This is a genomic window from Gemmobacter aquatilis (assembly GCF_900110025.1).
Lineage (GTDB): Bacteria > Pseudomonadota > Alphaproteobacteria > Rhodobacterales > Rhodobacteraceae > Gemmobacter > Gemmobacter aquatilis.
Map to the genome: position 1 here is coordinate 16,512 of NZ_FOCE01000010.1, position 19,983 is coordinate 36,494.

General features: G+C 66.2%; 23 protein-coding genes. 16 read left to right on the forward strand and 7 right to left on the reverse strand.

The window, feature by feature from the left end:
* Positions 1-132 precede the first annotated feature (132 nt).
* Complete coding sequence (locus BMX43_RS15255; RefSeq protein WP_091302926.1) at positions 133-672, forward strand: DUF2087 domain-containing protein; 540 nt, start codon at positions 133-135, stop codon at positions 670-672.
* Here BMX43_RS15255 and BMX43_RS15260 read toward each other — a convergent pair.
* On the reverse strand, positions 650-1,204 hold the full coding sequence (locus tag BMX43_RS15260) for a TlpA family protein disulfide reductase (protein ID WP_091302928.1): 555 nt from the start codon (positions 1,202-1,204) through the stop codon (positions 650-652). The genes BMX43_RS15255 and BMX43_RS15260 overlap by 23 nt on opposite strands.
* 21 nt (positions 1,205-1,225) lie before the next feature.
* Between BMX43_RS15260 and argH the strand changes: the two genes are divergently transcribed.
* The 6 genes from argH (at position 1,226) to BMX43_RS15285 (ending at position 7,173) form a co-directional block, all read left to right on the forward strand.
* A complete protein-coding gene (gene argH / locus BMX43_RS15265) occupies positions 1,226-2,629 on the forward strand; it encodes an argininosuccinate lyase (protein ID WP_091302930.1) in 1,404 nt (467 codons plus the stop codon).
* 30 nt (positions 2,630-2,659) lie between these two features.
* Positions 2,660-2,806, forward strand: coding sequence for an argininosuccinate lyase (locus tag BMX43_RS19535; RefSeq protein ID WP_175482133.1), 147 nt, complete (start codon positions 2,660-2,662; stop codon positions 2,804-2,806).
* On the forward strand, positions 2,803-3,039 hold the full coding sequence (locus BMX43_RS15270) for a hypothetical protein (protein WP_091302932.1): 237 nt from the start codon (positions 2,803-2,805) through the stop codon (positions 3,037-3,039). Before BMX43_RS19535 ends, BMX43_RS15270 begins: the two co-directional genes overlap by 4 nt.
* On the forward strand, positions 3,040-3,357 hold the full coding sequence (locus tag BMX43_RS15275; protein WP_091302934.1) for a DUF2834 domain-containing protein: 318 nt from the start codon (positions 3,040-3,042) through the stop codon (positions 3,355-3,357).
* Between the two features lie 69 nt (positions 3,358-3,426).
* Positions 3,427-4,692 carry a diaminopimelate decarboxylase gene (gene lysA / locus BMX43_RS15280; protein WP_091302936.1) on the forward strand — a complete coding sequence of 422 codons (1,266 nt, stop codon included), beginning with the start codon at positions 3,427-3,429 and terminating at the stop codon, positions 4,690-4,692.
* Between the two features lie 27 nt (positions 4,693-4,719).
* Entirely contained in the window at positions 4,720-7,173 is a 2,454-nt protein-coding gene (locus tag BMX43_RS15285; protein ID WP_091302938.1) for a DUF4175 domain-containing protein, read from the forward strand.
* Between the two features lie 37 nt (positions 7,174-7,210).
* Here the strand turns inward: BMX43_RS15285 and BMX43_RS15290 are convergent, their stop codons facing one another.
* Complete coding sequence (locus tag BMX43_RS15290; RefSeq protein ID WP_091302940.1) at positions 7,211-8,008, reverse strand: zinc-ribbon domain-containing protein; 798 nt, start codon at positions 8,006-8,008, stop codon at positions 7,211-7,213.
* 168 nt (positions 8,009-8,176) lie between these two features.
* On the opposite strand from BMX43_RS15290, the gene BMX43_RS15295 reads away from it, so the two are divergent.
* The 3 genes from BMX43_RS15295 to BMX43_RS15305 are packed head-to-tail and all read left to right on the forward strand — an operon-like array spanning position 8,177 to position 10,475.
* Positions 8,177-8,848 (forward strand): cell division ATP-binding protein FtsE, encoded by a 672-nt coding sequence (locus BMX43_RS15295; protein ID WP_091303152.1) that lies wholly within the window; start codon positions 8,177-8,179, stop codon positions 8,846-8,848.
* Positions 8,845-9,741: a cell division protein FtsX gene (locus BMX43_RS15300; protein ID WP_091302942.1), complete on the forward strand. Its 897-nt coding sequence runs from the start codon at positions 8,845-8,847 to the stop codon at positions 9,739-9,741. The genes BMX43_RS15295 and BMX43_RS15300 overlap by 4 nt, the downstream gene beginning before the upstream one ends.
* Positions 9,741-10,475, forward strand: a complete 735-nt coding sequence (locus BMX43_RS15305; RefSeq protein WP_091302944.1) for a lysophospholipid acyltransferase family protein — start codon at positions 9,741-9,743, stop codon at positions 10,473-10,475. The genes BMX43_RS15300 and BMX43_RS15305 overlap by 1 nt, the downstream gene beginning before the upstream one ends.
* Before the next feature lie 21 nt (positions 10,476-10,496).
* Here the strand turns inward: BMX43_RS15305 and BMX43_RS15310 are convergent, their stop codons facing one another.
* Positions 10,497-11,456 (reverse strand): acetyl-CoA carboxylase carboxyltransferase subunit alpha, encoded by a 960-nt coding sequence (locus BMX43_RS15310; RefSeq protein ID WP_091302945.1) that lies wholly within the window; start codon positions 11,454-11,456, stop codon positions 10,497-10,499.
* A 264-nt stretch (positions 11,457-11,720) separates the two neighbouring features.
* Positions 11,721-12,686, reverse strand: a complete 966-nt coding sequence (locus BMX43_RS15315; protein ID WP_091302947.1) for an L-malyl-CoA/beta-methylmalyl-CoA lyase — start codon at positions 12,684-12,686, stop codon at positions 11,721-11,723.
* A gap of 242 nt (positions 12,687-12,928) precedes the next feature.
* Between BMX43_RS15315 and BMX43_RS15320 the strand changes: the two genes are divergently transcribed.
* Positions 12,929-13,789 carry a D-amino-acid transaminase gene (locus tag BMX43_RS15320; RefSeq protein ID WP_091302950.1) on the forward strand — a complete coding sequence of 287 codons (861 nt, stop codon included), beginning with the start codon at positions 12,929-12,931 and terminating at the stop codon, positions 13,787-13,789.
* Positions 13,790-13,791: 2 nt separating this feature from the next.
* On the opposite strand, the gene BMX43_RS15325 is transcribed toward BMX43_RS15320, so the two are convergent.
* Together BMX43_RS15325 and BMX43_RS15330 are read right to left on the reverse strand one after the other, a co-directional pair.
* The gene (locus BMX43_RS15325; RefSeq protein ID WP_217643969.1) at positions 13,792-14,376 is read right to left on the reverse strand and encodes a hypothetical protein; all 585 of its coding nucleotides are present in this window, start codon (positions 14,374-14,376) and stop codon (positions 13,792-13,794) included.
* 121 nt (positions 14,377-14,497) lie between these two features.
* A complete protein-coding gene (locus BMX43_RS15330; RefSeq protein ID WP_091302954.1) occupies positions 14,498-15,238 on the reverse strand; it encodes an N-formylglutamate amidohydrolase in 741 nt (246 codons plus the stop codon).
* Between the two features lie 184 nt (positions 15,239-15,422).
* Between BMX43_RS15330 and pyk the strand changes: the two genes are divergently transcribed.
* The 5 genes from pyk to pheS all read left to right on the forward strand — a co-directional run bounded on the left by pyk (position 15,423) and on the right by pheS (position 19,087).
* Positions 15,423-16,868 (forward strand): pyruvate kinase, encoded by a 1,446-nt coding sequence (gene pyk / locus BMX43_RS15335; RefSeq protein ID WP_091302956.1) that lies wholly within the window; start codon positions 15,423-15,425, stop codon positions 16,866-16,868.
* Between the two features lie 32 nt (positions 16,869-16,900).
* Positions 16,901-17,125 carry a hypothetical protein gene (locus BMX43_RS15340; protein WP_091302962.1) on the forward strand — a complete coding sequence of 75 codons (225 nt, stop codon included), beginning with the start codon at positions 16,901-16,903 and terminating at the stop codon, positions 17,123-17,125.
* 121 nt (positions 17,126-17,246) lie between these two features.
* The gene (rpmI, locus tag BMX43_RS15345; protein ID WP_091303153.1) at positions 17,247-17,447 is read left to right on the forward strand and encodes a 50S ribosomal protein L35; all 201 of its coding nucleotides are present in this window, start codon (positions 17,247-17,249) and stop codon (positions 17,445-17,447) included.
* Positions 17,448-17,459: 12 nt separating this feature from the next.
* Positions 17,460-17,825 (forward strand): 50S ribosomal protein L20, encoded by a 366-nt coding sequence (gene rplT / locus BMX43_RS15350; protein ID WP_091302965.1) that lies wholly within the window; start codon positions 17,460-17,462, stop codon positions 17,823-17,825.
* A 182-nt stretch (positions 17,826-18,007) separates the two neighbouring features.
* Positions 18,008-19,087, forward strand: a complete 1,080-nt coding sequence (pheS, locus tag BMX43_RS15355) for a phenylalanine--tRNA ligase subunit alpha (RefSeq protein WP_091302967.1) — start codon at positions 18,008-18,010, stop codon at positions 19,085-19,087.
* Positions 19,088-19,119: 32 nt separating this feature from the next.
* On the opposite strand, the gene BMX43_RS20405 is transcribed toward pheS, so the two are convergent.
* Positions 19,120-19,944: a calcium-binding protein gene (locus tag BMX43_RS20405; protein WP_091302969.1), complete on the reverse strand. Its 825-nt coding sequence runs from the start codon at positions 19,942-19,944 to the stop codon at positions 19,120-19,122.
* Positions 19,945-19,983: the final 39 nt, after the last annotated feature.

The window sequence follows — 19,983 nt, forward strand, 5'->3', positions numbered from 1 at the left end:
ATCAGGGTCCGCAGTTCACCCAGGCGTCACCAGCCGCACGGCCAGCTAAACCTGCCCCGCCTCGGATCATGGTTCCCCCATGCCCGACCGCCAAGGGTGACCAGCGCTTGCCGGGTATGAGTTGAGGATGCCATGAGCAGACTTTCCCTTCCCTATCAGGTCGATGACCTGTCTTCGCTTGCCCGCCATCTGAAGGTGCAGCTTGCCGCCACCGCCGAGGCGCCGGGCCATCTGGCGCTGATGAACATGCTGGCGCGTGGCGCCGGGTTTCGCAATTTCCAGCACTTCCGCGCCTCGGCAGCGGCAGGGGAGCGGCTGGCCACCCCGCCCGCCCCGCCCGTCGACCTGAAGGAGGTTGAACGGGTGCGCCGGTATTTCGACGCCGCAGGGCGGTTGACAAGCTGGCCCGCCAAGACCTCGGCCCAGCATCTGGCGCTTTGGGCGATCTGGGCGCAGGTGCCGAAAGGCGGGGTGTGGAGCGAGCGGGGATTTTCCGACCTGCTGCGCGCGTTGCACCTGTTCGGCGACCCGGCGATCCTGCGGCGCACCATGGCGCAGCGCGGCATGATTGCCCGCACGTCGGACGGGCGCGACTATCGGCGAATCGAACAGGCGCCCCCGGCGGAAGCTCTGGCCCTGATCCGCGCGATCAGGGCGCCATCAGCGCGGTAAGCACGGCGCGCGCCTCGGCGCTGTTCCAGTCGGCATCGCCGATCAACCGGCCAACCTCGGCGCCTTCGGGGTTCAGGATCACGGTGACCGGCAGGCCGACAATCCCCATCTCGCGCGACAGCGCGCCTTTCGGGTCGCGCAGCGCGGCGAGATGGGTCACCCCGGCCTCGGCCATGAATTTTTCGATCTGCGGCACGCCGTTGCGGCCTGCGGCCACGGTGACCACCTCGAATCCCGGGCCGCCGAGGCTGTGTTGCAACGCGCCAAGGCTGGGCATTTCGACCCGGCAGGGGGCGCACCATGTGGCCCAGAAATTGACCAGCACCCATTTGCCCTTGAATTCGTCAAGGCTGCGCGGCGCGTCATCAAGGCCCAGCAAGCCCACGGCAGGCACGGCATCGGGGGCGGCGAGGTTGAGCTTTTTCATGTCGCCCGCGCGCAGGGCATCGGCGGCCATGACATCGGCGGCAGCCGGGTTTGCACCGAAGAACAAGGCCGTATAAAGAGCGGCAAGACGAATGACAGGCAGCATTTCACCTCCAGAGGCAGGCCCATGAGCGCAGACACCCCCAAATCCTCCGCCAACGCCATGTGGGGCGGGCGTTTCAGCGCCGGGCCGGATGCCATCATGCAGGCGATCAACGCCTCCATCGGGTTCGACCAGCGGCTTTACGCGCAGGATATTGCCGGTTCGCGCGCCCATGCCGCGATGTTGGCGGCGCAGGGCATCCTTAGCGATAAAGATGCCGAGGCGATCCGGGAAGGCCTGCTCACGGTGTTGTCAGAGATCGAGGCCGGAAAGTTCGTGTTCCGGGTGGAACAGGAAGACATCCACATGGCCGTGGAAGCGCGGCTGACCGAGATCGTCGGCGAGGCCGGCAAGCGGCTGCATACGGCGCGCAGCCGCAACGATCAGGTGGCGGTGGATTTCCGGCTGTGGGTGCGCGACCAGTGCGACGCGGCGATCACCGGGCTGGAGGCGCTGATGCGGGCGTTTCTGGCACAGGCCGAGGCGGGGGCCGATTGGGTGATGCCCGGCTTCACCCATCTGCAAACCGCGCAGCCGGTGACCTGGGGCCACCATATGCTGGCCTATGTGGAGATGCTGGCGCGGGATCGGTCACGCTTCATCGATGCGCGCAAGCGGATGAACGAATGCCCGCTGGGGGCGGCGGCGCTGGCGGGGACATCCTTCCCGATCGACCGGCACATGACGGCGCAGGCGCTGGGGTTTGACCGGCCGACGGCGAACAGCCTGGACAGCGTGTCGGACCGCGATTTCGCGCTGGAGTTCCTGAGCGCCTCGTCGATCTGTGCCATGCACCTGAGCCGGTTTGCCGAGGAGCTGGTGATCTGGTCGTCTGCGCAGTTCCGCTTCGTGCGGTTGAGCGACAAGTGGACCACCGGGTCTTCCATCATGCCGCAGAAGAAGAACCCCGACGCGGCAGAGCTGCTGCGCGCCAAGCTGGGCCGGATTCTGGGGGCGACGGTGGCGCTGTTCACCGTGATGAAGGGGCTGGCGCTGACCTATTCCAAGGACATGCAGGAAGACAAGGAACAGGTCTTTGATGCCGCCGATACGCTGATGCTGGCGCTGGCGGCGATGACCGGCATGGTCAGCGACATGCAGGCGATGGTCGACAACCTGCGCGTGGCGGCGGCCAGCGGCTTTTCCACCGCCACCGATCTGGCCGACTGGCTGGTGCGCGAGTTGGGCCTGCCGTTCCGCGAGGCGCATCATGTGACCGGCACTTTGGTCGCCATGGCCGAGACCAAGGGCTGCGACCTGCCGGAACTGACGCTTGCGGATATGCAATCGGTTTATGCGGGTATCCGCGCCGATGTGTTCGACGTGCTGGGGGTGGTGAACTCCGTCAACTCGCGGCAGTCTTACGGCGGAACCTCGCCGGTTCAGGTGCGGGCACAGATCGCCCGCTGGAAGGCCACGCTGGCCTGAGCCAGACTGGCGGGAAAGATGGAGAGACCGATGACACGCCTGATCCCGCCGCTGCTGATGCTGAGCCTGCTTGCCGCCTGTGGCGCCGCAGGTGCCCCCGTGGCCCCCGCCGCCGCCCCTGCCCCGGGGGTTGCCCTGCATGGGCAGGTGAAGGTCGGCGTCGGCTATTCCGAATGATCCGGCTGGCGCTGGCCCACACATTGCTGTCGGCTGTGCTGTGCGCCAGCCTGCTGGCGGGCTGCGTCGGCCAGCGGCCCCGTGCCGGGGTGGATACCGTGATGACCCCGCAGGGGGTGCGCATGGTGCCCCATGCCGGGGTCGGCGTGGGCGGGGTGCGGCTGGGCGTCAACCCGAATGGCGGGCGCATCGGCACCCGGGTCGGGCCGCTGAATGTGGGCTGGGGGTTCTAGATGTCGGCACTGCGCATGGCCTATCTGGCGCTGGCGCTTTGGGGCGCGGTGCATCCGATGCTGTGGTTTCTGCGCCATATGCGCGACACCGGCACCGGCCTGTCGGGGCTGATCGACGCCTGGTATGTGAACGCCTCGACCACCGGGCTCACCTGGGATCTGACGATTGCCGCGCTGACGCTGACGCTGTGGGTGCTGGCGGAAACCTGGGTGCGGCGCAACTGGCTGGCGCTGGTGGCGATACCGGCGACGTTCTGCATCGGGGTCAGTTGCGGGTTGCCGCTCTATCTGTTCCTGCGCACGCGGCCCGTGGTGTGAGCGCCCCCTGCGATTGCACGGCGCGGGCGTTCTGCTATAGGCAGGATAACGGCGGCGAAGGGGCGGGCGATGGATCATTTTCTCTATAAAAACGGCAGCCTCCATGCCGAGGATGTGGCGCTTTCCGAAATCGCGGCGACGGTGGGCACGCCGTTCTACTGCTATTCCGCCGCGACGCTGACCCGGCATTATCAGTTGTTCAAGGACGCGCTGGCACCGATGCCGAACCTTGTGTGTTTCGCCATCAAATCGCTGTCCAATGTGGCGGTGCTGAAGCTGCTGGGCGATCTGGGCGCGGGCATGGATGTGGTGTCGGGCGGCGAATATCTGCGGGCGAAGGCGGCGGGCGTGCCGGGTGACCGGATCGTGTTTTCCGGCGTCGGCAAGACGCGCGAGGAAATGCGGCTGGCGCTGACCGGCGGCATCCGGCAGTTCAATGTGGAATCCGAGCCGGAGATGCGCGCGCTGTCCGAAGTGGCGGTGTCGCTGGGGGTGAAGGCGCCGATCGCGGTGCGGGTGAACCCCGATGTCGATGCGCGCACCCATGAAAAGATCGCCACCGGCAAAAGCGAAAACAAGTTCGGCATCCCCATCGCCCGCGCGCGCGAAGTTTACGCCGAAGCCGCCGCCCTGCCTGGGCTGGAGGTCGTGGGAATCGACGTGCATATCGGCAGCCAGTTGACCGAGCTGGAGCCGTTCGAGCAGGCTTTCACCAAGGTGGCCGAGCTGACCGTGGCGCTGCGCGCCGACGGGCATGACATCCGGCGGCTGGATCTGGGTGGCGGCTTGGGCATCCCCTACACAAGATCGAACGAGGCGCCGCCGCTGCCGATGGATTACGGCGCGCTGATCGCCCGCACGCTGGGCCATCTGGGCTGCGAGATCGAGATCGAGCCGGGGCGGCTGATTTCCGGCAATTCGGGGGTGCTGGTTTCGGGCGTCATCTATGTGAAGAATGGCGAGGGGCGCGATTTCCTGATCCTCGATGCGGCGATGAACGATCTGGTAAGACCTTCGATGTATGGTGCCCATCACGACATCGTTGCCGTTGCCGAACCCGCCCCCGGCGCGCCGACCCTGCCGTTCGACATTGTGGGCCCGGTCTGCGAAACCGGCGATACCTTTGCCAAGGCGCGCGAGTTGCCGCTGCTGGCAGAGGGCGATCTGGTGGCCTTCCGCTCGGCCGGGGCTTATGGCGCCGTCATGGCGTCGGAATACAATACAAGGCCCCTCGTGCCCGAGGTGCTGGTGAAGGGTGATCACTTCGCCGTCATTCGCGCGCGACCGAGCTTTGACGAAATTCTGAAGCGGGATAGCATCCCCGAATGGTTGTAACAGGGCCGCGCTGACGCGGCGGAGGGCATGGCAGACACAAGCTCCCCCGAGGTGATGCGGCGCATCCGTTGGCCCCTGCGGCTGACTTGGGCGGGGCTTTGGGCTGAACGCCTGTCGCGTGCCTTCTGGCCGCTGTGGTCGGTGCTGCTGGCCACACTGGCGGTGCTGGCCTTCGGCGTGCCCGACATGCTGCCGCTGGAGGCCGCCTGGGCGCTGCTGGTTGCGGCGGTGGCGGGCGGGCTGTGGTCGGTCTGGCACGGGGCGCGGCAGTTCCGGCGCCCCCGGCGGGCCGAGGCGCTGGCGCGGCTGGATGCCTCGCTGCCGGGGCAGCCGATTTCAGCTCTGGCCGATGATCAGGCCATTGGCAGCACCGATCCAGCCTCGGTTGCCGTTTGGCAGGCGCATCGCAGTCGCATGGCGGCGCGGGCGGCGCAGGCCCGCGCGGTGCGCCCCGATCTGCATCTGGCGCCGCGCGACCCCTTCGGGCTGCGCTATCTGGCGCTGACGGCGCTGGTGGTGGCGCTGATGTTCGGCTCGCTGTGGCGGGTTGCCGCGGTCGGCGGGCTGGCGCCCGGTTCGGCCGAAGCGATGAAGGCCGGCCCGACCTGGGAAGGCTGGGCGCAGCCGCCGCTGCATACCGGCAAACCGGCGCTTTACCTGAACGACATTCCCGCCGGGCCACTGAGCCTGCCGAAAGGCACGCGGGTGCAAGTGCGGCTCTATGGCCCGGTTGGCGCGCTGACGCTGAGCGAGACGGTATCGGGGGCAACCACGCCGCCCCCCGCCTCGGATCTCGCGCAGAAGTTCGAGGTGATGCAGGACGGCGCGGTGGCGATCAACGGCACGGGCGGGCGGGTGTGGCAGGTGGTGGCCCTGCCCGATCATGCGCCGAAAATCCGGGTGACCGGCGCGGTGACGCGCGAGCGGGATGGCAAGATGCGCCTGCCCTTCGCGGTGGAGGATGACCATGGCGTGACCGGCGGCAGCGCCACGGTGACGCTGGATCTGCCGCAGGTGACGCGGGCTTATGGGTTGGCGATGGAGCCCGAGCCGCGCGACCCTCTGGTGCTGGACCTGCCGCTGCCGATCAGCGGCAACCGCGCGACCTTCGAGGAGGCATTGGTCGAAGACATCTCGCAGCATCCTTTCGCCAATCTGCCGGTGGAGATCCGGCTGAGCGCGACCGATGCGATGGGCCAGACGGGCAATGCCGAGGTGGTGAAGGTGGTGCTGCCCGGCAAACGGTTCTTCGACCCGCTGGCGGCGGCGATCATCGAGTTGCGCCGCGATCTGCTGTGGAACCGCGCAGGCGCGCCGCGGGTGGTGCAGATCTTCCGGGCGATCACCCATCTGCCCGAGGGGCTGGTGCGGGATGAGAAGACCTTCGCGCGGCTGCAGGCGGCGCTGGCGCGGCTGGATGCCGATGCGGCAAGCCTAGCGCCCAAGCTGCGTGACGAGCTGGCGGCTGAGCTGTGGCAGATCGCGCTGCTGGTCGAAGAAGGCGATCTCGCCTCGGCCCGCGCGCGGCTGCAACGCGCGCAGGACCGGCTGAACGAGGCGATCCGCAACGGCGCCGACCCTGCCGAAATCCAGAACCTGATGGACGAGCTGCGCGAGGCGACCCGGGATTACTTGCAGATGCTGGCCGATCAGGCGCAGCGCAATCCCGACCGCGACATGGCCGAAAACCAGCAGCGGATGGAAATGACCGGCGACCAGATTCAGGAGATGATGGATGAAATCCAGCGTCTGCTGGAGGAAGGCAAGATGGACGAGGCCGCGCAGGCCATGGCCATCTTGCAGCAATTGCTGGAGAATATGCAGATCACCGAAGGCGGCAGTGGCGGTCAGGGCGGCCCCACCATGCCGGGCATGGGCGAATTGCAGGACACGCTGCGCGACCAGCAAGGCCTGTCGGACGAGGCGTTCCGCGAGCTGCAGCAGGGCGACAGCGGCCAGCAACCCGGGCAGGAGCCGGGCGAAGGCGGCACGCTGGCCGACCGGCAGGGCGCCTTGCAGAACCAGCTGGACCGGCTGAATGGCGACCGCCTGCCCGGCGCAGGCACCGAAAAGGGCGAGGCCGGGCGGCAGGCGCTGGACGAGGCGGAACGCGAGATGCAAGAGGCCGAACGGGCCCTGCGCGACGGTGATCTGTCCGGCGCGCTGGACCGGCAGGCCGAGGCGATGGACCGGATGCGCGACGGGATGCGCGCGCTGGGCGATGCGCAGGCAGAACAGCAGCGGCAGGAACAGGGCGACGGTCAGGCGCAGGGCCGGTCTGATCCGGGCAACCAGCGCGACCCGCTGGGCCGCCAGCAGGGCGAAGCCGGGCGGATCGGATCGGACCGGAACCTCTTGCAGGGGCAGGATGTCTATCGCCGCGCGCAGGATCTGCTGGACGAGATCCGCCGCCGCGCGGGCGAACAGCAACGCGCGGAAACCGAACGCGATTACCTCAAGCGGTTGCTCGACCTGTTCTGAACCGGGCTGTTCTGAACCGGGTCACATGGCGACAGGCTCAGCCCTGCACCAACGCGAGCGCCTTGCGCACCACCCCATCCAGCCCCATGCGCAGCGAATCGACGATCTGGACATAGGCTTTCAGCACCCCCGCCAAAGCGGGCACCTTCTGCGTCAGCCCCGGAGCCAGCACGTAAAGCGCCACCAGCGCCACAGCCAGCAGAACCATCGCGGCAAAACCGCTGCGGAACGCATTGCGCGCCGCCTCGATATCGGCCACCGGCACATGATCGAGCAGCGTGTTGTCCCGGTCCGATGGGCGCAGGGTGGAGTTGATTTCTTCGATATCCGGCAGAAGGTCGCGGCCCTTTGGAACGCTGATGGGGGCGGAAGCTTCGTCCTCGATCGCTTTCAGCGCCGCAAGACGGCGGGCCGAGGGGCTGACCGCGACGGCAGGCGCTGCCATGTCCAGCCCCAGCTCGCCCTGCATCTCCAGCGGGCGCGGCTCTTCGCGCGACCGGGCCTGCACCTCGCGCTCCGCCTCTTCGCGCAGCACGGCCAGCAGGCTTTCATCCACCGCCCGGCGGGCACGGGGCGGCGGTGCATCGGCAGGCGCAGACTCGGCCCCGGGCAGATCGGCGAGCAGTTCCTCGGGCAGCGGCGCCTCTTCCGGCTCCTCTTCCGGGAGCGGCGGCTCGAACAGCGCGGCCTCCTCCTCCTCCTCGGCGATCAGATAAGGTGCGCGCTGAAACCACGCATGGCCACAGCTGGAGCACTGCACATCGCGCCCGTCCTCGGGGATGGCATCCTCCGGCACTTCATATTGCGCATCACAATTCGGGCATATCAGCCGCATCTGTCCCCGCCCCACCGATTTACGGCTTGTTGCTCAACCGTTTGTAGCAACCATAACCTTTAATTCCAAGCGTTGCACAGTCAGGAAATTTCGCCTAGGCCCGGCCTGCCCGTTGAAAGCGCCGCGCCGCTGGGCGATTGTGCGGCGCAGGTGCGCGAGAGGCAGACCGTGATAGCTTTCGAGAATGTGGCCTATAACTATGGCGGGGGGGAACTTCTCTCCGACATGTCCTTGCGTCTGGCGCCGGGATCGTTTCATTTCCTGACCGGGCCATCCGGTTCGGGCAAATCGACCTTCCTCAAGCTCTGCTATGCCGAGCTGAAGCCCACGGCGGGCCATGTCACGCTGTTCGACCGCGAAGTGCGCACGCTGGCGCGCGATGATGTGGCGCAGATGCGGCGCCGGATCGGGGTGGTGCATCAGGATTGCCAGTTTCTGGATCACCTGCCGCTGGCCGCCAATGTCACCCTGCCGCTGACGGTCTCGGACCGCGAGGTCAGCCCCGAGGATGTCGGCGATCTGCTGGGCTGGGTCGGCCTGCGGCATCTGGCCGATGCCCTGCCGCCGCAGCTTTCGGGGGGCGAGCGGCAGCGGGCGGCGGTGGCGCGGGCGGTGATCATCGGGCCGGATGTGATTCTGGCCGACGAGCCGACCGGCAACCTGGATTGGGAACTGTCGCTGCGGCTGCTGAAACTGCTGGTGGAGCTGAACCGCATGGGCAAGACCATCGTCGTGGCGACGCATGACATGAACCTGATCCGGCAGACAAAATCGCAGGTCGCCGCACGGGTGCTGCGCATCCAGAACCGCCGCATCCAGCTTGCGGGGGCCGATCTGTGACGCGCTTTTTCACGCTTTTGCTGCATGGCGACCGCCACGCCGACCGGGTGGTGCCACCGACCGGGCACACCGCCTGGCTGACCAGCTTCACCGCCGGCGCGATGACCTTTCTGGCGGTGTTCGCGCTGGCGCTGAGCCTGGCCTCGGGGCGCATGGCGGATCGCTGGTCCGATGCGCTGGCGCGCACGGCGACGGTGCGCATCTCTGCCCCCGCCGATCAGCTGGATTTCCAGACCCGCGCGGTGCTGGATGTGCTGGCCACCACGCCCGGCGTGGAAAGCGCCCGCGCGATGACGGATGAGGAACAGCGCAAGCTGCTGGAGCCGTGGTTCGGCCCCGATCTGCCGGTGGATGCCCTGCCGATCCCGCGACTGGTGGAGCTGACCGAGGCGTCGGACGGGTATGACAGCGAGGGCCTGCGCCAGCGTCTGGCAGCCGAGGCGCCGGGCGCGGTGCTGGACGATCACACCCGCTGGCGCCGCCCGCTGGCCACCGCCGCCGGGCGGCTGCGGCTGCTGGGCCTTGCGTCGATCCTGCTGATCGGGGTGACCATGGCGGCGATGATCACGCTGGCCGCCAATGCCTCGCTGGCCGCCAATGCGCAGGTGATTCAGGTGCTGCGGCTGGTCGGGGCGCGCGACACCTATATCGTGCGCGCCTTCGTGCGCCGCTTCACCTTCCGCGCGCTGGCCGGATCGGCGGCGGGGGCGCTGGCGGCGATGATCGGCGTGGCGCTGCTGCCGTCGGCCGATGCGGCGGGCGGCTTTCTGACCGGGCTGGGCTTCACCGGCTGGGGCTGGCTGCTGCCCTTGGCCCTGCCGCTGCTGGCCGCCCTCGTCGCCTTCTTCGCCACCCGCACCGCCGCCTTCCAGAAACTGAAGGAGCTGCCCTGATGCGCCGCATCCTGCCGCTGCAATGGCTGCTGTCGCTGGTCTTCATCATCCAGATGTATCTGGTGATGACGCTGATCGGGATCTTCTACCTGATCCCGGCGCTGATCGACCGGCGGTTCGCGCAGGCCGCCTGCCGGCATTTCTGCATCTATGTGCGCGAATCGCTGCATGTGATCTGCGGGCTGCGCAGCGAAACGCGGGGCACGGTGCCGCAGGACGAGGTGCTGATTGCCGCGAAGCATCAAAGCTTTCTCGACATCATCCTGATCTTCGCCGCCGTGCCGCGCGGCAAGTTCGTGATGAAGAAAGAGCTGCTGCGCGCGCCGGTGCTGGGCTGGTATGCCACGCGCATCGGCTGTGTCGCGGTCGATCGCAGCAAGCGGGGCGGCGCGATCAGCAAGATGGTGGCGGATGTGAAATCCACGGCGGGCCTGCCGGGGCAACTGATCATCTATCCGCAGGGCACGCGGGTCGCGCCGGGGGTGAAGGCGCCCTACAAGGTGGGCACGGCGCTGCTGTATCACCAGCTGAAGCAGGATTGCGTGCCGGTGGCGACCAATGTCGGGCTGTTCTGGCCCAAGCGCAGCATCCTGCGCAAACCGGGGGTGGCGGTGATCGAGTTCCTGCCGCGCATCCCGCCGGGGCAAAGCCATGGCAGCTTCATGGCGCGGCTGGAGGCCGAGGTGGAGGCCGCCTCGGATGCGTTGCTGGTCGAGGCGCAACAGGCGCGCTGAGGCGCGCGCCCGTAAGCCGGTTCAGGCGGCCAGACCGCGCGACCCCATGTCGAGGAATTTCTGCCGCCGGTCGCGGATCAGCACCTCGGGCTTCTTGCCCGACAGCTCTTTCAGCATGGTTTCCAGCGCCTTGCCCACCGCTTCGATGGTTTCCTTGCGGCCGCGCTGCGCACCGCCCAGCGGTTCCTTGATGATCCGGTCGATCACGCCCAGCTTTTGCAGATCCTGCGCCGTCAGCCGCAGCGCCTCGGCGGCTTCGCGCATCTTTTCGGCATCCTTCCACAGGATCGAGGCGCAGCCCTCGGGCGAGATCACCGAATAGACGCTGTGTTCCAGCATGGCGATGCGGTTCGCCGTGGCAAAGGCCACTGCCCCGCCAGATCCCCCCTCGCCGATCACCACCGAAATCAGCGGCACGCCGATCTGCAGGCATTTCTCGGTAGACCGGGCGATGGCCTCGGCCTGCCCGCGTTCTTCGGCGCCCTTGCCGGGATAGGCGCCGGGCGTATCGACCAGCGTCACCACCGGCAGGCCAAAGCGATGCGCCATGTCCATCAGCCGGATCGCCTTGCGATAGCCTTCGGGCCGGGCCATGCCGAAATTCCGCTCGATGCGGGATTTGGTGTCATTGCCCTTTTCCTGCCCGATCACCACCACGGCCTGATCGTTGAACCGCGCCAGCCCGCCCATGATGGCGTGATCGTCGGCAAAGTTCCGATCCCCCGCCAGCGGCGTGTATTCGGTGAACAGCGCGTCGATGTAATCCTTGCAATGCGGCCGGTCGGGATGGCGCGCGACCTGGCATTTCCGCCAGGGGGTCAGATCCTTGTACAGATCCTTCAGCAGCACATCGGCCTTCTTGTCGAGTGCGGCGGCCTCTTTCTCGACATCCATTTCCGAATTGGCCCGCGCGAGCGCCCGCAGCTCTTCTGCCTTGCCTTCGATCTCGGCCAGCGGCTTTTCGAATTCGAGATAGTTCATCGCGCTCTCCAGTTCGGAACCGCTTCTATATGGCCAAGCTGGGGCCAAGATGCAACTCGCCAAGATTTGCGCAGGATAGGGTCGCAGCGCGGGGGCTTAAAATGGCAGCGCCCCGTAGCTTGCGCTACAGGGCGTGCTCCTCCCGACTTGCTGCGGCGGGGCCTCCTCTCCCCTCCGCAGCGCGGATAACCTTCTTCTCAGATCGCTTAAAAGTTCACCGATGATTTAGGTAGCTTGCACACCAGCAAGGCGACCTGTCAACGATTATTCCGTGCCCGAGGCGATCATTTCAGACTGCCGCACGATGACTTCGGCCTGTTTGATCGAGGCGATGTCCACCAACCGGCCCTTGTAGACGGTGGCGCCTTCGCCCCGGGCCTTTGCGGCCTCCATCGCAGCCAGAATCTCGCGCGCTTCGGCGACGGCGGTTTCCGACGGGGTGAACACCTCGTTGGCCAGCGCGATCTGTTTCGGGTGGATCGCCCATTTGCCCACCATGCCCAGCGTGGCCGAGCGGCGCGCCTGCGCGCGATATCCTTCGTCGTCGCTGAAATCACCGAACGGGCCATCGACCGGCAGAATGCCATGGGTGCGGCAGGCGGCCACAATGGCGGCCTGCGCCCAATGCCACGGGTCCGACCAGTATTTCGCGCCTTCGCGCAGCATGTAATAGTTTTCCTGCGTCCCGCCGATGCCGGTGGTCTGCATCCCCATGCTGGCCGCGAAATCGGCAGCACCAAGGCTCATCGCCTGCAAACGCGGCGAGGAGGCGGCGATTTCTTCGACATGGGCGATGCCGGCGGCCGATTCGATGATCACCTCGAAGCTGATCGGCTTGGTGCGGCCCTTGGCACGCTCGATCGCCGTCACCAGCGCATCGACGGCGTAAACATCGGCGGCGCAGCCCACCTTGGGGATCATGATCTGGTCCAGCCGGTCACCCGCCTGTTCCAGCAGATCGACGACATCGCGATACCAATAGGGCGTATCCAGCCCGTTGATGCGGACCGAGAGGTATTTCTTGCCCCAGTCCAGCGTGTTGATCGCCTCGATGATATTGGCGCGGGCCTGATCCTTGTCGGAGGGCGCGACCGAATCTTCCAGATCAAGGTTGATCACATCCGCCGCCGAGGACACCATCTTGGCGAACAGGGCAGGACGGGAACCCGGCCCGAACAACTGGCAGCGGTTCGGACGGGCAGGCGCGGCAGGCTGGATGCGGAAGCTCATCGGCAGATTCTCGGCAATGATATTTCAGGGATCACGGCGCTTTGGTTATATTCTTGCGCGCGCGAAATCAAGCGCGATTTGCAGCCGCAGCAATCCTGCCGCGCCGCCGCAAAGCCCCGCGCTGTGGGAAACTCTGCCCTGCAAGGGCCGCGCAACCCTTGACGTGCCGCGCCGGGTGGCCCAAACCCGCCTCAGCCCGGACCATCCGGGGCAACCACCCGATGCCAGCTGTGGGGGACTGAATGAGCCGCACCGTCTATGTGAACGGAGACTACCTGCCGGAAGAAGAAGCCAAGGTCTCGGTCTTCGACCGGGGTTTCCTGATGGCCGACGGCGTTTACGAGGTGACCAGCGTGTTGGGCGGCAAGCTCATCGACTTCGCGGGCCATTGCAAACGCCTCGCCCGCTCGCTGGCAGAGCTGGACATGACCAACCCGCACAGCGATGACGACTGGCTGGCGATCCACCGCGAACTGGTGGCGCGGAACGGCATCGACGACGGCATGGTTTACCTGCAGGTCACCCGCGGCAATCCCGGCGACCGCGATTTCGCCTTCCCGCCCGCCGATCTGCCGCCGACAGTGGTGTTGTTCACCCAGGCCAAACCCGGCCTTGCCGACAACCCGATGGCGCAAACCGGCATGCGCGTGATCTCGATCCCCGACATCCGCTGGGGGCGGCGCGACATCAAGACGGTGCAACTGCTCTATCCGTCGATGGGCAAGATGATGGCCAAGAAGGCCGGCGTCGATGACAGCTGGTTCGTCGAGGATGGGCTGGTGACCGAGGGCACCTCGAACAACGCCTATATCGTCAAGGGCAACAAGATCATCACCCGCGCGCTGTCGAATGACATCCTGCACGGCATCACCCGTGCCGCCGTGCTGCGGTTTGCCGCCGAAGCGCAGATGGAGGTTGAAGAGCGCAGCTTCACCATCGACGAGGCCAAGACGGCAGACGAGGCGTTCATCTCCTCCGCCTCGGCCTTCGTGATGCCGGTGGTGGAAATCGACGGCGCCGCAATCGGCACCGGCAAGGTGGGCCATGTGGTGCCGCGCCTGCGCGAGATCTATCTGGACGAAATGCGCAAGGCGGCGGTCTGAGGTCAGGCCAGCAACGAAATATCATCCGGCCCGATCTGATCGGGCTGGATGCCTTGCAGCAGCGCCACAGTATCGGCGCCGATCTGCACCAGTGTGCCCGAACCATCCTCGGTGGCGGTCAGCATCAGATCTTCGGGGCTTTCGCCCTCGACCAAAGACACTTCCAGCACATCTTCACCGGGGCGGAAATCGGTCAACGCCACCGGATCGGCCATGGAATTGGTCATGGGATCGGTAGTGGGGGCAGGCTCTGCCGCCTCTTCCGTCTCGGCGGTTTCCGGGAAAAGGTCGGCCTCGGGCGCCGTCTCGGCTGGCGCGGCGGCGTCCTCGGGGGCGGGGCCTTCCGGCGCAGGGGCCGCAGCTTCCTCAGCCACAGCCGTATCTTCTGCCGCCTCGGGCATCTCCCCGTCAACAGCGGGGTCCGGCGCGGTCAGATCGCCCATCTCGGGCGGCGCCTCGTCTTCCATCAGGGCGGCGTGGCGATCTTCCTCCCCCTCGTCCTCCTCATCGTCATGGTCGTTCAACCCACCCAGACTCATGCCGAACAGGGCCAGCGGTAGGGTGACAAGCATGGCGAGGATTTCCAAGGGGCGCACCTTTCTGATGGCAGGCGCACAGTATCCGCCAGCCCCGGCGCGGGCGTCAAGAAACCGGCCCTGCGCTGCCCCGCAGCGGAAACGATGCAGCCCTGCAGCTAGGATTGTCGCGTCAGCTCAGCCCCGCCAGCACATCCGACAGAATCGGCGCCAGCCGCGCGGCCCAGGCCTGCTGCGCCTCGGGCGTGGCGATCAGGTCATTTCGCAGCTCGATCAGCGTGTTGTGCCGCCCCGGCTGCAAGGCGTGCCGGTCAATCGCATCGCCGGGCAGATAACCGGAATAGGGCTGGTTATCACCGATGCACAGATCGGGTTCTAGCCGCAGCCGCGCGATCAGCGGCGCCGACAGGCGCACATCCTGTTCGGCATACAGCACACCCACATGCCAGGGCCGGGGCGCACGCCCGCGCAGGCAAGGGGTGAAACTGTGGATCGCCAGAATGACCGTATCCGCCCGTCGCGCCGCAAGCCCCGCCAGCGCCGCATGATAGGGCCGATAGAGCGTCGCCATGCGCCGCTCCACCTCGGCCGCATCCACCGTGCGGTTGGTGGGGATGATCGTGCCGTCATAGAGTTTCATCACCAGCGTCGGGTCATGTTCCCCGCGATTCGGATCGATCACCAGCCGCGAGTAATCGGCGCAGATCACCGGGCTGTCCAGCGCTTCGCCCAATGCCTCGGCCAGCCCCGCCGCGCCCGGATCATAGGCGATATGGCGCTGCATATCCTCGGGCGCGATGCCCAAAGAGCCGCCGCCGATATCGGCAGGCACGCGGTTCGTGGCATGATCGCAGGTAACAAGCCAGCGTCCCGGTCGGGTCTGGCCGGAAATCCAGTAGGGATTATGTGTCATGGTCCGGTCATTTTGCGGGGCGAAACGGCCGGATGCAATGCCCCGTCCTCGGGATCGGAACTTTTTCGCCACTTTTCCAAGAGGAAATGTTACCGCTAACAAATGTCGGATTGCCGCATGGCGCATTATCGGTCATAACGCCGATGGCCCCCCAATGACGACCACTGGATAAGGAAACGGCAGCATGAGACGCCTGCGCAATGTCAAGATCGTGGCCACGCTCGGCCCTGCTTCGTCGGATTATGCCATGATCCGCAAGTTGTACGAGGCCGGGGCCGACGTGTTCCGCCTGAACATGAGCCACGGCACGCATGACGACATCCGCGCCCGCCACAGCATCATCCGCCAGATCGAGGCCGAAACCGGCATGCCGATCGCCATTCTGGCCGACCTTCAGGGGCCGAAACTGCGCGTGGGCACCTTCGCCTCCGGCGCGGCCGATCTGGAAGAGGGCCAGCATTTCCGCTTTGACCTTGACCCGACGCCGGGCGAAGGCCACCGCGTGCAGCTGCCCCACCCCGAGATTTTCGCGGCGCTGGAACCCGGCGCCTCGCTGCTGGTCAATGACGGCAAGATCCGCATGAAGGTGGAAACCTGCGGCGCCGATTTCGCCGATTGCATCGTGACGGTGGGGGGCACCATCTCCAACCGCAAGGGCGTGAACGTGCCCGACGTGGTGCTGCCGCTGGCAGCCCTGTCCACCAAAGACCGCGCCGATCTGGAATTTGCCTGCGAACTGGGCGTGGACTGGCTGGCGCTGTCTTTCGTGCAGCGCCCCGAAGATGTGCTGGAAGCCCGCGCTCTGGCCAAGGGCCGCGCCGCGATCCTGTCGAAGATCGAAAAACCCGCCGCCGTGAAGGCCTATGATGCGATCCTCGCGGTGTCCGACGGCATCATGGTCGCCCGCGGCGATCTGGGGGTGGAACTGCCGGTCCATGCCGTGCCGCCGATCCAGAAGCGCCTGATCCGCGGCGCCCGCGCCGCCGCCAAGCCGGTGATCGTGGCGACGCAGATGCTGGAATCCATGATCGAAAGCCCGATGCCGACCCGCGCCGAAGTCTCGGACGTGGCGACAGCGATCTATGAAGGCGCCGATGCGGTGATGCTGTCGGCCGAAAGCGCCGCCGGTCAATACCCGATCGAGGCGGTGACCACGATGAACAACGTGGCCATCAGCGTTGAAAGCGATCCGACCTATCGCGACGTGATCGAAGCCTCGCGCAAGGCCAAGCGGCAGACCGTGGCCGACGGCATCGTGGCCGCCGCGCGCGAGATTGCCGAAACCACCGATATCAAGGCGATCTGCTGCTTCTCGCAGACCGGCACGACCGTCAGTCTTGTGGCCCGCGAACGACCCCGCGTGCCGATCATCGCGCTGACGCCGCTGGTGCGCACCGCGCGGCGGCTGTGCCTGACCTGGGGCACCACCTGCACGCTGACCGAAGAGCAGGAACGCTTCAAGGGCGCGGTGATCTCGGCGGTGCGGGCGGCGCGCAAGTTCGGTTTCGCCACCGAAACCGATCAGATCGTGGTCACGGCGGGTGTGCCCTTCAACACCACCGGCACCACCAACATCCTGCGCGTGGCCCCCTGTGACGAGCGGTTGATTCACCGCGCCGACCCGGAGTAACCTGCCCCCATTCCGGGCACGAGGTATATGCGGTGAACCCTGACCTGTTTCTGGTGATCGGCATCATCCTCGGCGTCCTGTCCCTGCCCCCGATGCTCTCGGCCCTGTCAGAGGGCCGGGCGCCCCGGGTCGCGGCGATTCTCGTGCTGATCGCCGGGGCCCTGATCGTGACCGCCTTCACCAAAAAGCCGGGCGGTTACACGGTGCGCGACATTCCGACGGCCTTTTACCAGGTCATCGGCGACTTGCGGCACTGAACCGGGCGTTTTCGCCCTTGCACGACCACCGGATGGGCCCTATACGGCCCGCTCTATACCCGCGCGACCGGCCCCTGTGGCATTGCCGAGTCGTGCGTTCACCCTCAACGAGGAGATGGAAATGCCCAAGATGAAGACCAAATCGGCGGCGAAGAAGCGGTTCAGCTTCACGGCTTCCGGTCGCGTGAAAGCTGGCCCCGCCGGCAAACGCCACGGCATGATCAAACGGACGACCAAGTTCATCCGCGACGCATCGGGAGCCATGATCCTGTGCGCGAGCGATGCGAAGATCGTCAAGAAATACATGCCGTACGACCGGTAAGGAGAGCTTCACATGTCCCGCGTTAAATCCGGCGTCGTCACCCACGCCCGCCACCGCAAGGTGATCAAGGCCGCGAAAGGCTATTACGCCGCTCGCTCCACGAACTTCCGCACCGCAACTCAGGCCGTTGACAAGGCCAACCAGTATGCGACCCGCGACCGCAAGACCCGCAAGCGCAACTTCCGCGCCCTGTGGATCCAGCGGATCAACGCCGCTGTGCGTCTGTTCGATCTCGAAATGACCTATTCGCGTTTCATCAACGGTCTGGCGAAAGCCGGGATCGAAGTGGACCGCAAGGTTCTGGCCGATCTGGCCGTGCATGAGCCGGAAGCGTTCAACGCGATCGCCGCTCAGGCCAAGGCCGCTCTGGCAGCCTGATTTTCTGCGAAAATCAGCAAAGGCCCCGCCCCGGCGGGGTCTTTTGCATTTCTGGCGCAGGGGGCGCTGCCCCCGCCGCCTGCGGCGCCTCCCCCGGGATATTTGGGCCAAGATGAAGGGGGGCGGTCTTGCAAATAAGGCCCGGCGCAGCTAGCACCGGGGCCGTAAGACAGAGGTGGACCATGGACCTGAGCGAACTGCGTGGCAAATACATCGAGGCCGTCGCCAAGGCTGCCGACGAAGCGGCACTGGAAGAGGTGCGACTGGCCGCGCTTGGCAAGAAGGGCGAGATTTCGGCCCTGATGGCCACGCTGGGCAAGATGGACCCCGAGGCACGCAAGGCCGCAGGGGCCCAGCTTAATGTGCTGAAGGACGAGATCGACGTGGCGCTGCGTGCGCGCAAGGCCGGGCTGGCCGATGCCGCGCTGGATGCCCGGCTGAAATCGGAATGGCTGGATGTGACGCTGCCGGGCCGCCCGCGCCGCATGGGCAGCATCCACCCGGTCAGCCAGGTGATGGACGAGCTGACCGCGATCTTCGCCGACATGGGCTTTTCGGTAGCCGAAGGGCCGCAGGTGGAAAGCGACTGGTATAATTTCGACGCGCTGAACATCCCGCCGGAACACCCGGCGCGGCAGGAGCATGACACCTTCTTCATGCACCGGGCCAAGGGCGACAATCGCCCGCCGCATGTGCTGCGCACGCATACCTCGCCGGTGCAGATCCGCGCCATGCTGGCACAGGGCGCGCCGATCCGGGTGATCGCGCCGGGCCGCGTCTACCGCATGGACATGGACCAGACCCATACCCCGATGTTCCATCAGGTCGAGGGCATGGCGATTGACCGCGACATCTCCATGGCCAACCTGAAATGGGTGCTGGAAGAATTCTGCCGCGCCTTTTTCGAGGTGGACAAGGTGGAACTGCGCTTCCGCGCCAGCCACTTCCCCTTCACCGAACCCTCTGCCGAGGTGGACATCCGCTATTCCAATGTCGGCGGCCAGTTGAAGATCGGCGAGGGCGACAAGTGGATGGAGATCCTCGGTTCCGGCATGATGCACCCGAAGGTGCTGGCGGCGGGCGGGATTGACCCCGACAAATGGCAGGGCTTCGCCTTCGGCATGGGGATCGACCGGATCGCCATGCTGAAATACGGCATCCCCGACCTGCGCGCCTTCTTCGACGCCGATCTGCGCTGGCTGCGCCATTACGGCTTTTCACCGCTGGATATGCCAGACCTGCCGGGCGGGTTGAGCCGTTGAAATGAAGAAGGGGGCTGCGGCCCCCTTCCCTGTCAGATGATGTCGAAATGCGCGAAGGTCAGCGCCGTGCCATCGGCCACTTCGGCGATCAGAATCTGGTCGGCACTGCCGGTGCCGTCGCGGTCATAGAAAATCTGGCCGCTGCTCCGGTCATAGATGATCCGGTCCCCGGGATCACCAGCCTCGGTGCCGCGCACAAAGCGCCCCTCTACCAGATCGCCATCGGCGCCAAGCCTGGTGAAGATCTCGTTGTCCAGCTCGATCCCGTCCTGCCGGACCGCGAAGTTCAGGATCACGTCGAAATTCGCGTTCCCCGCCTTCGTATCAAACCGGAAGGTATCCGCCCCTGCCGCGCCGTCCAGCGTGTCATTCCCCGCGCCCCCGGCCAGCACGTCATTGCCAAGCCCGCCATTCAGCACATCGTTGCCACCCAGCCCCGACAATACGTCGCGCCCAGTGCCGCCGATCAGCCGGTCATTGCCGCCGACGCCGCTGATCCGGTCATTTCCCGACAGCAGCAGATCGACCGCCGCCTCCGAATCGCCGCCGATGATCAGCCCGGCAAGATCATGGGCATCGACATTCAGCCCGGTGACGCCCAGCCCCACAATGCCGCCGCTGATATGCGACAATCCGGTGATCGTGCCGGAATTCACCCCGACCACAATGCCGAAAAACGTCTCGTAGGTCAGACCCGTTCCCAGAAAGCTGAACGAATCGCCGCCCCCGGCAAAGCGCAGCTCGGTCGATGTTGCCGCATCCACATCCATGTCGCCGATCACATCGGCGAAACTGTTGCGCACATCCACCAGATCGACCGAGCTGTAGACCTGCGCCGAAAATTTCCAGACAGCCATCGGAACCTCCTCCAAAACCTGCCTGACTATCCGCCTGAT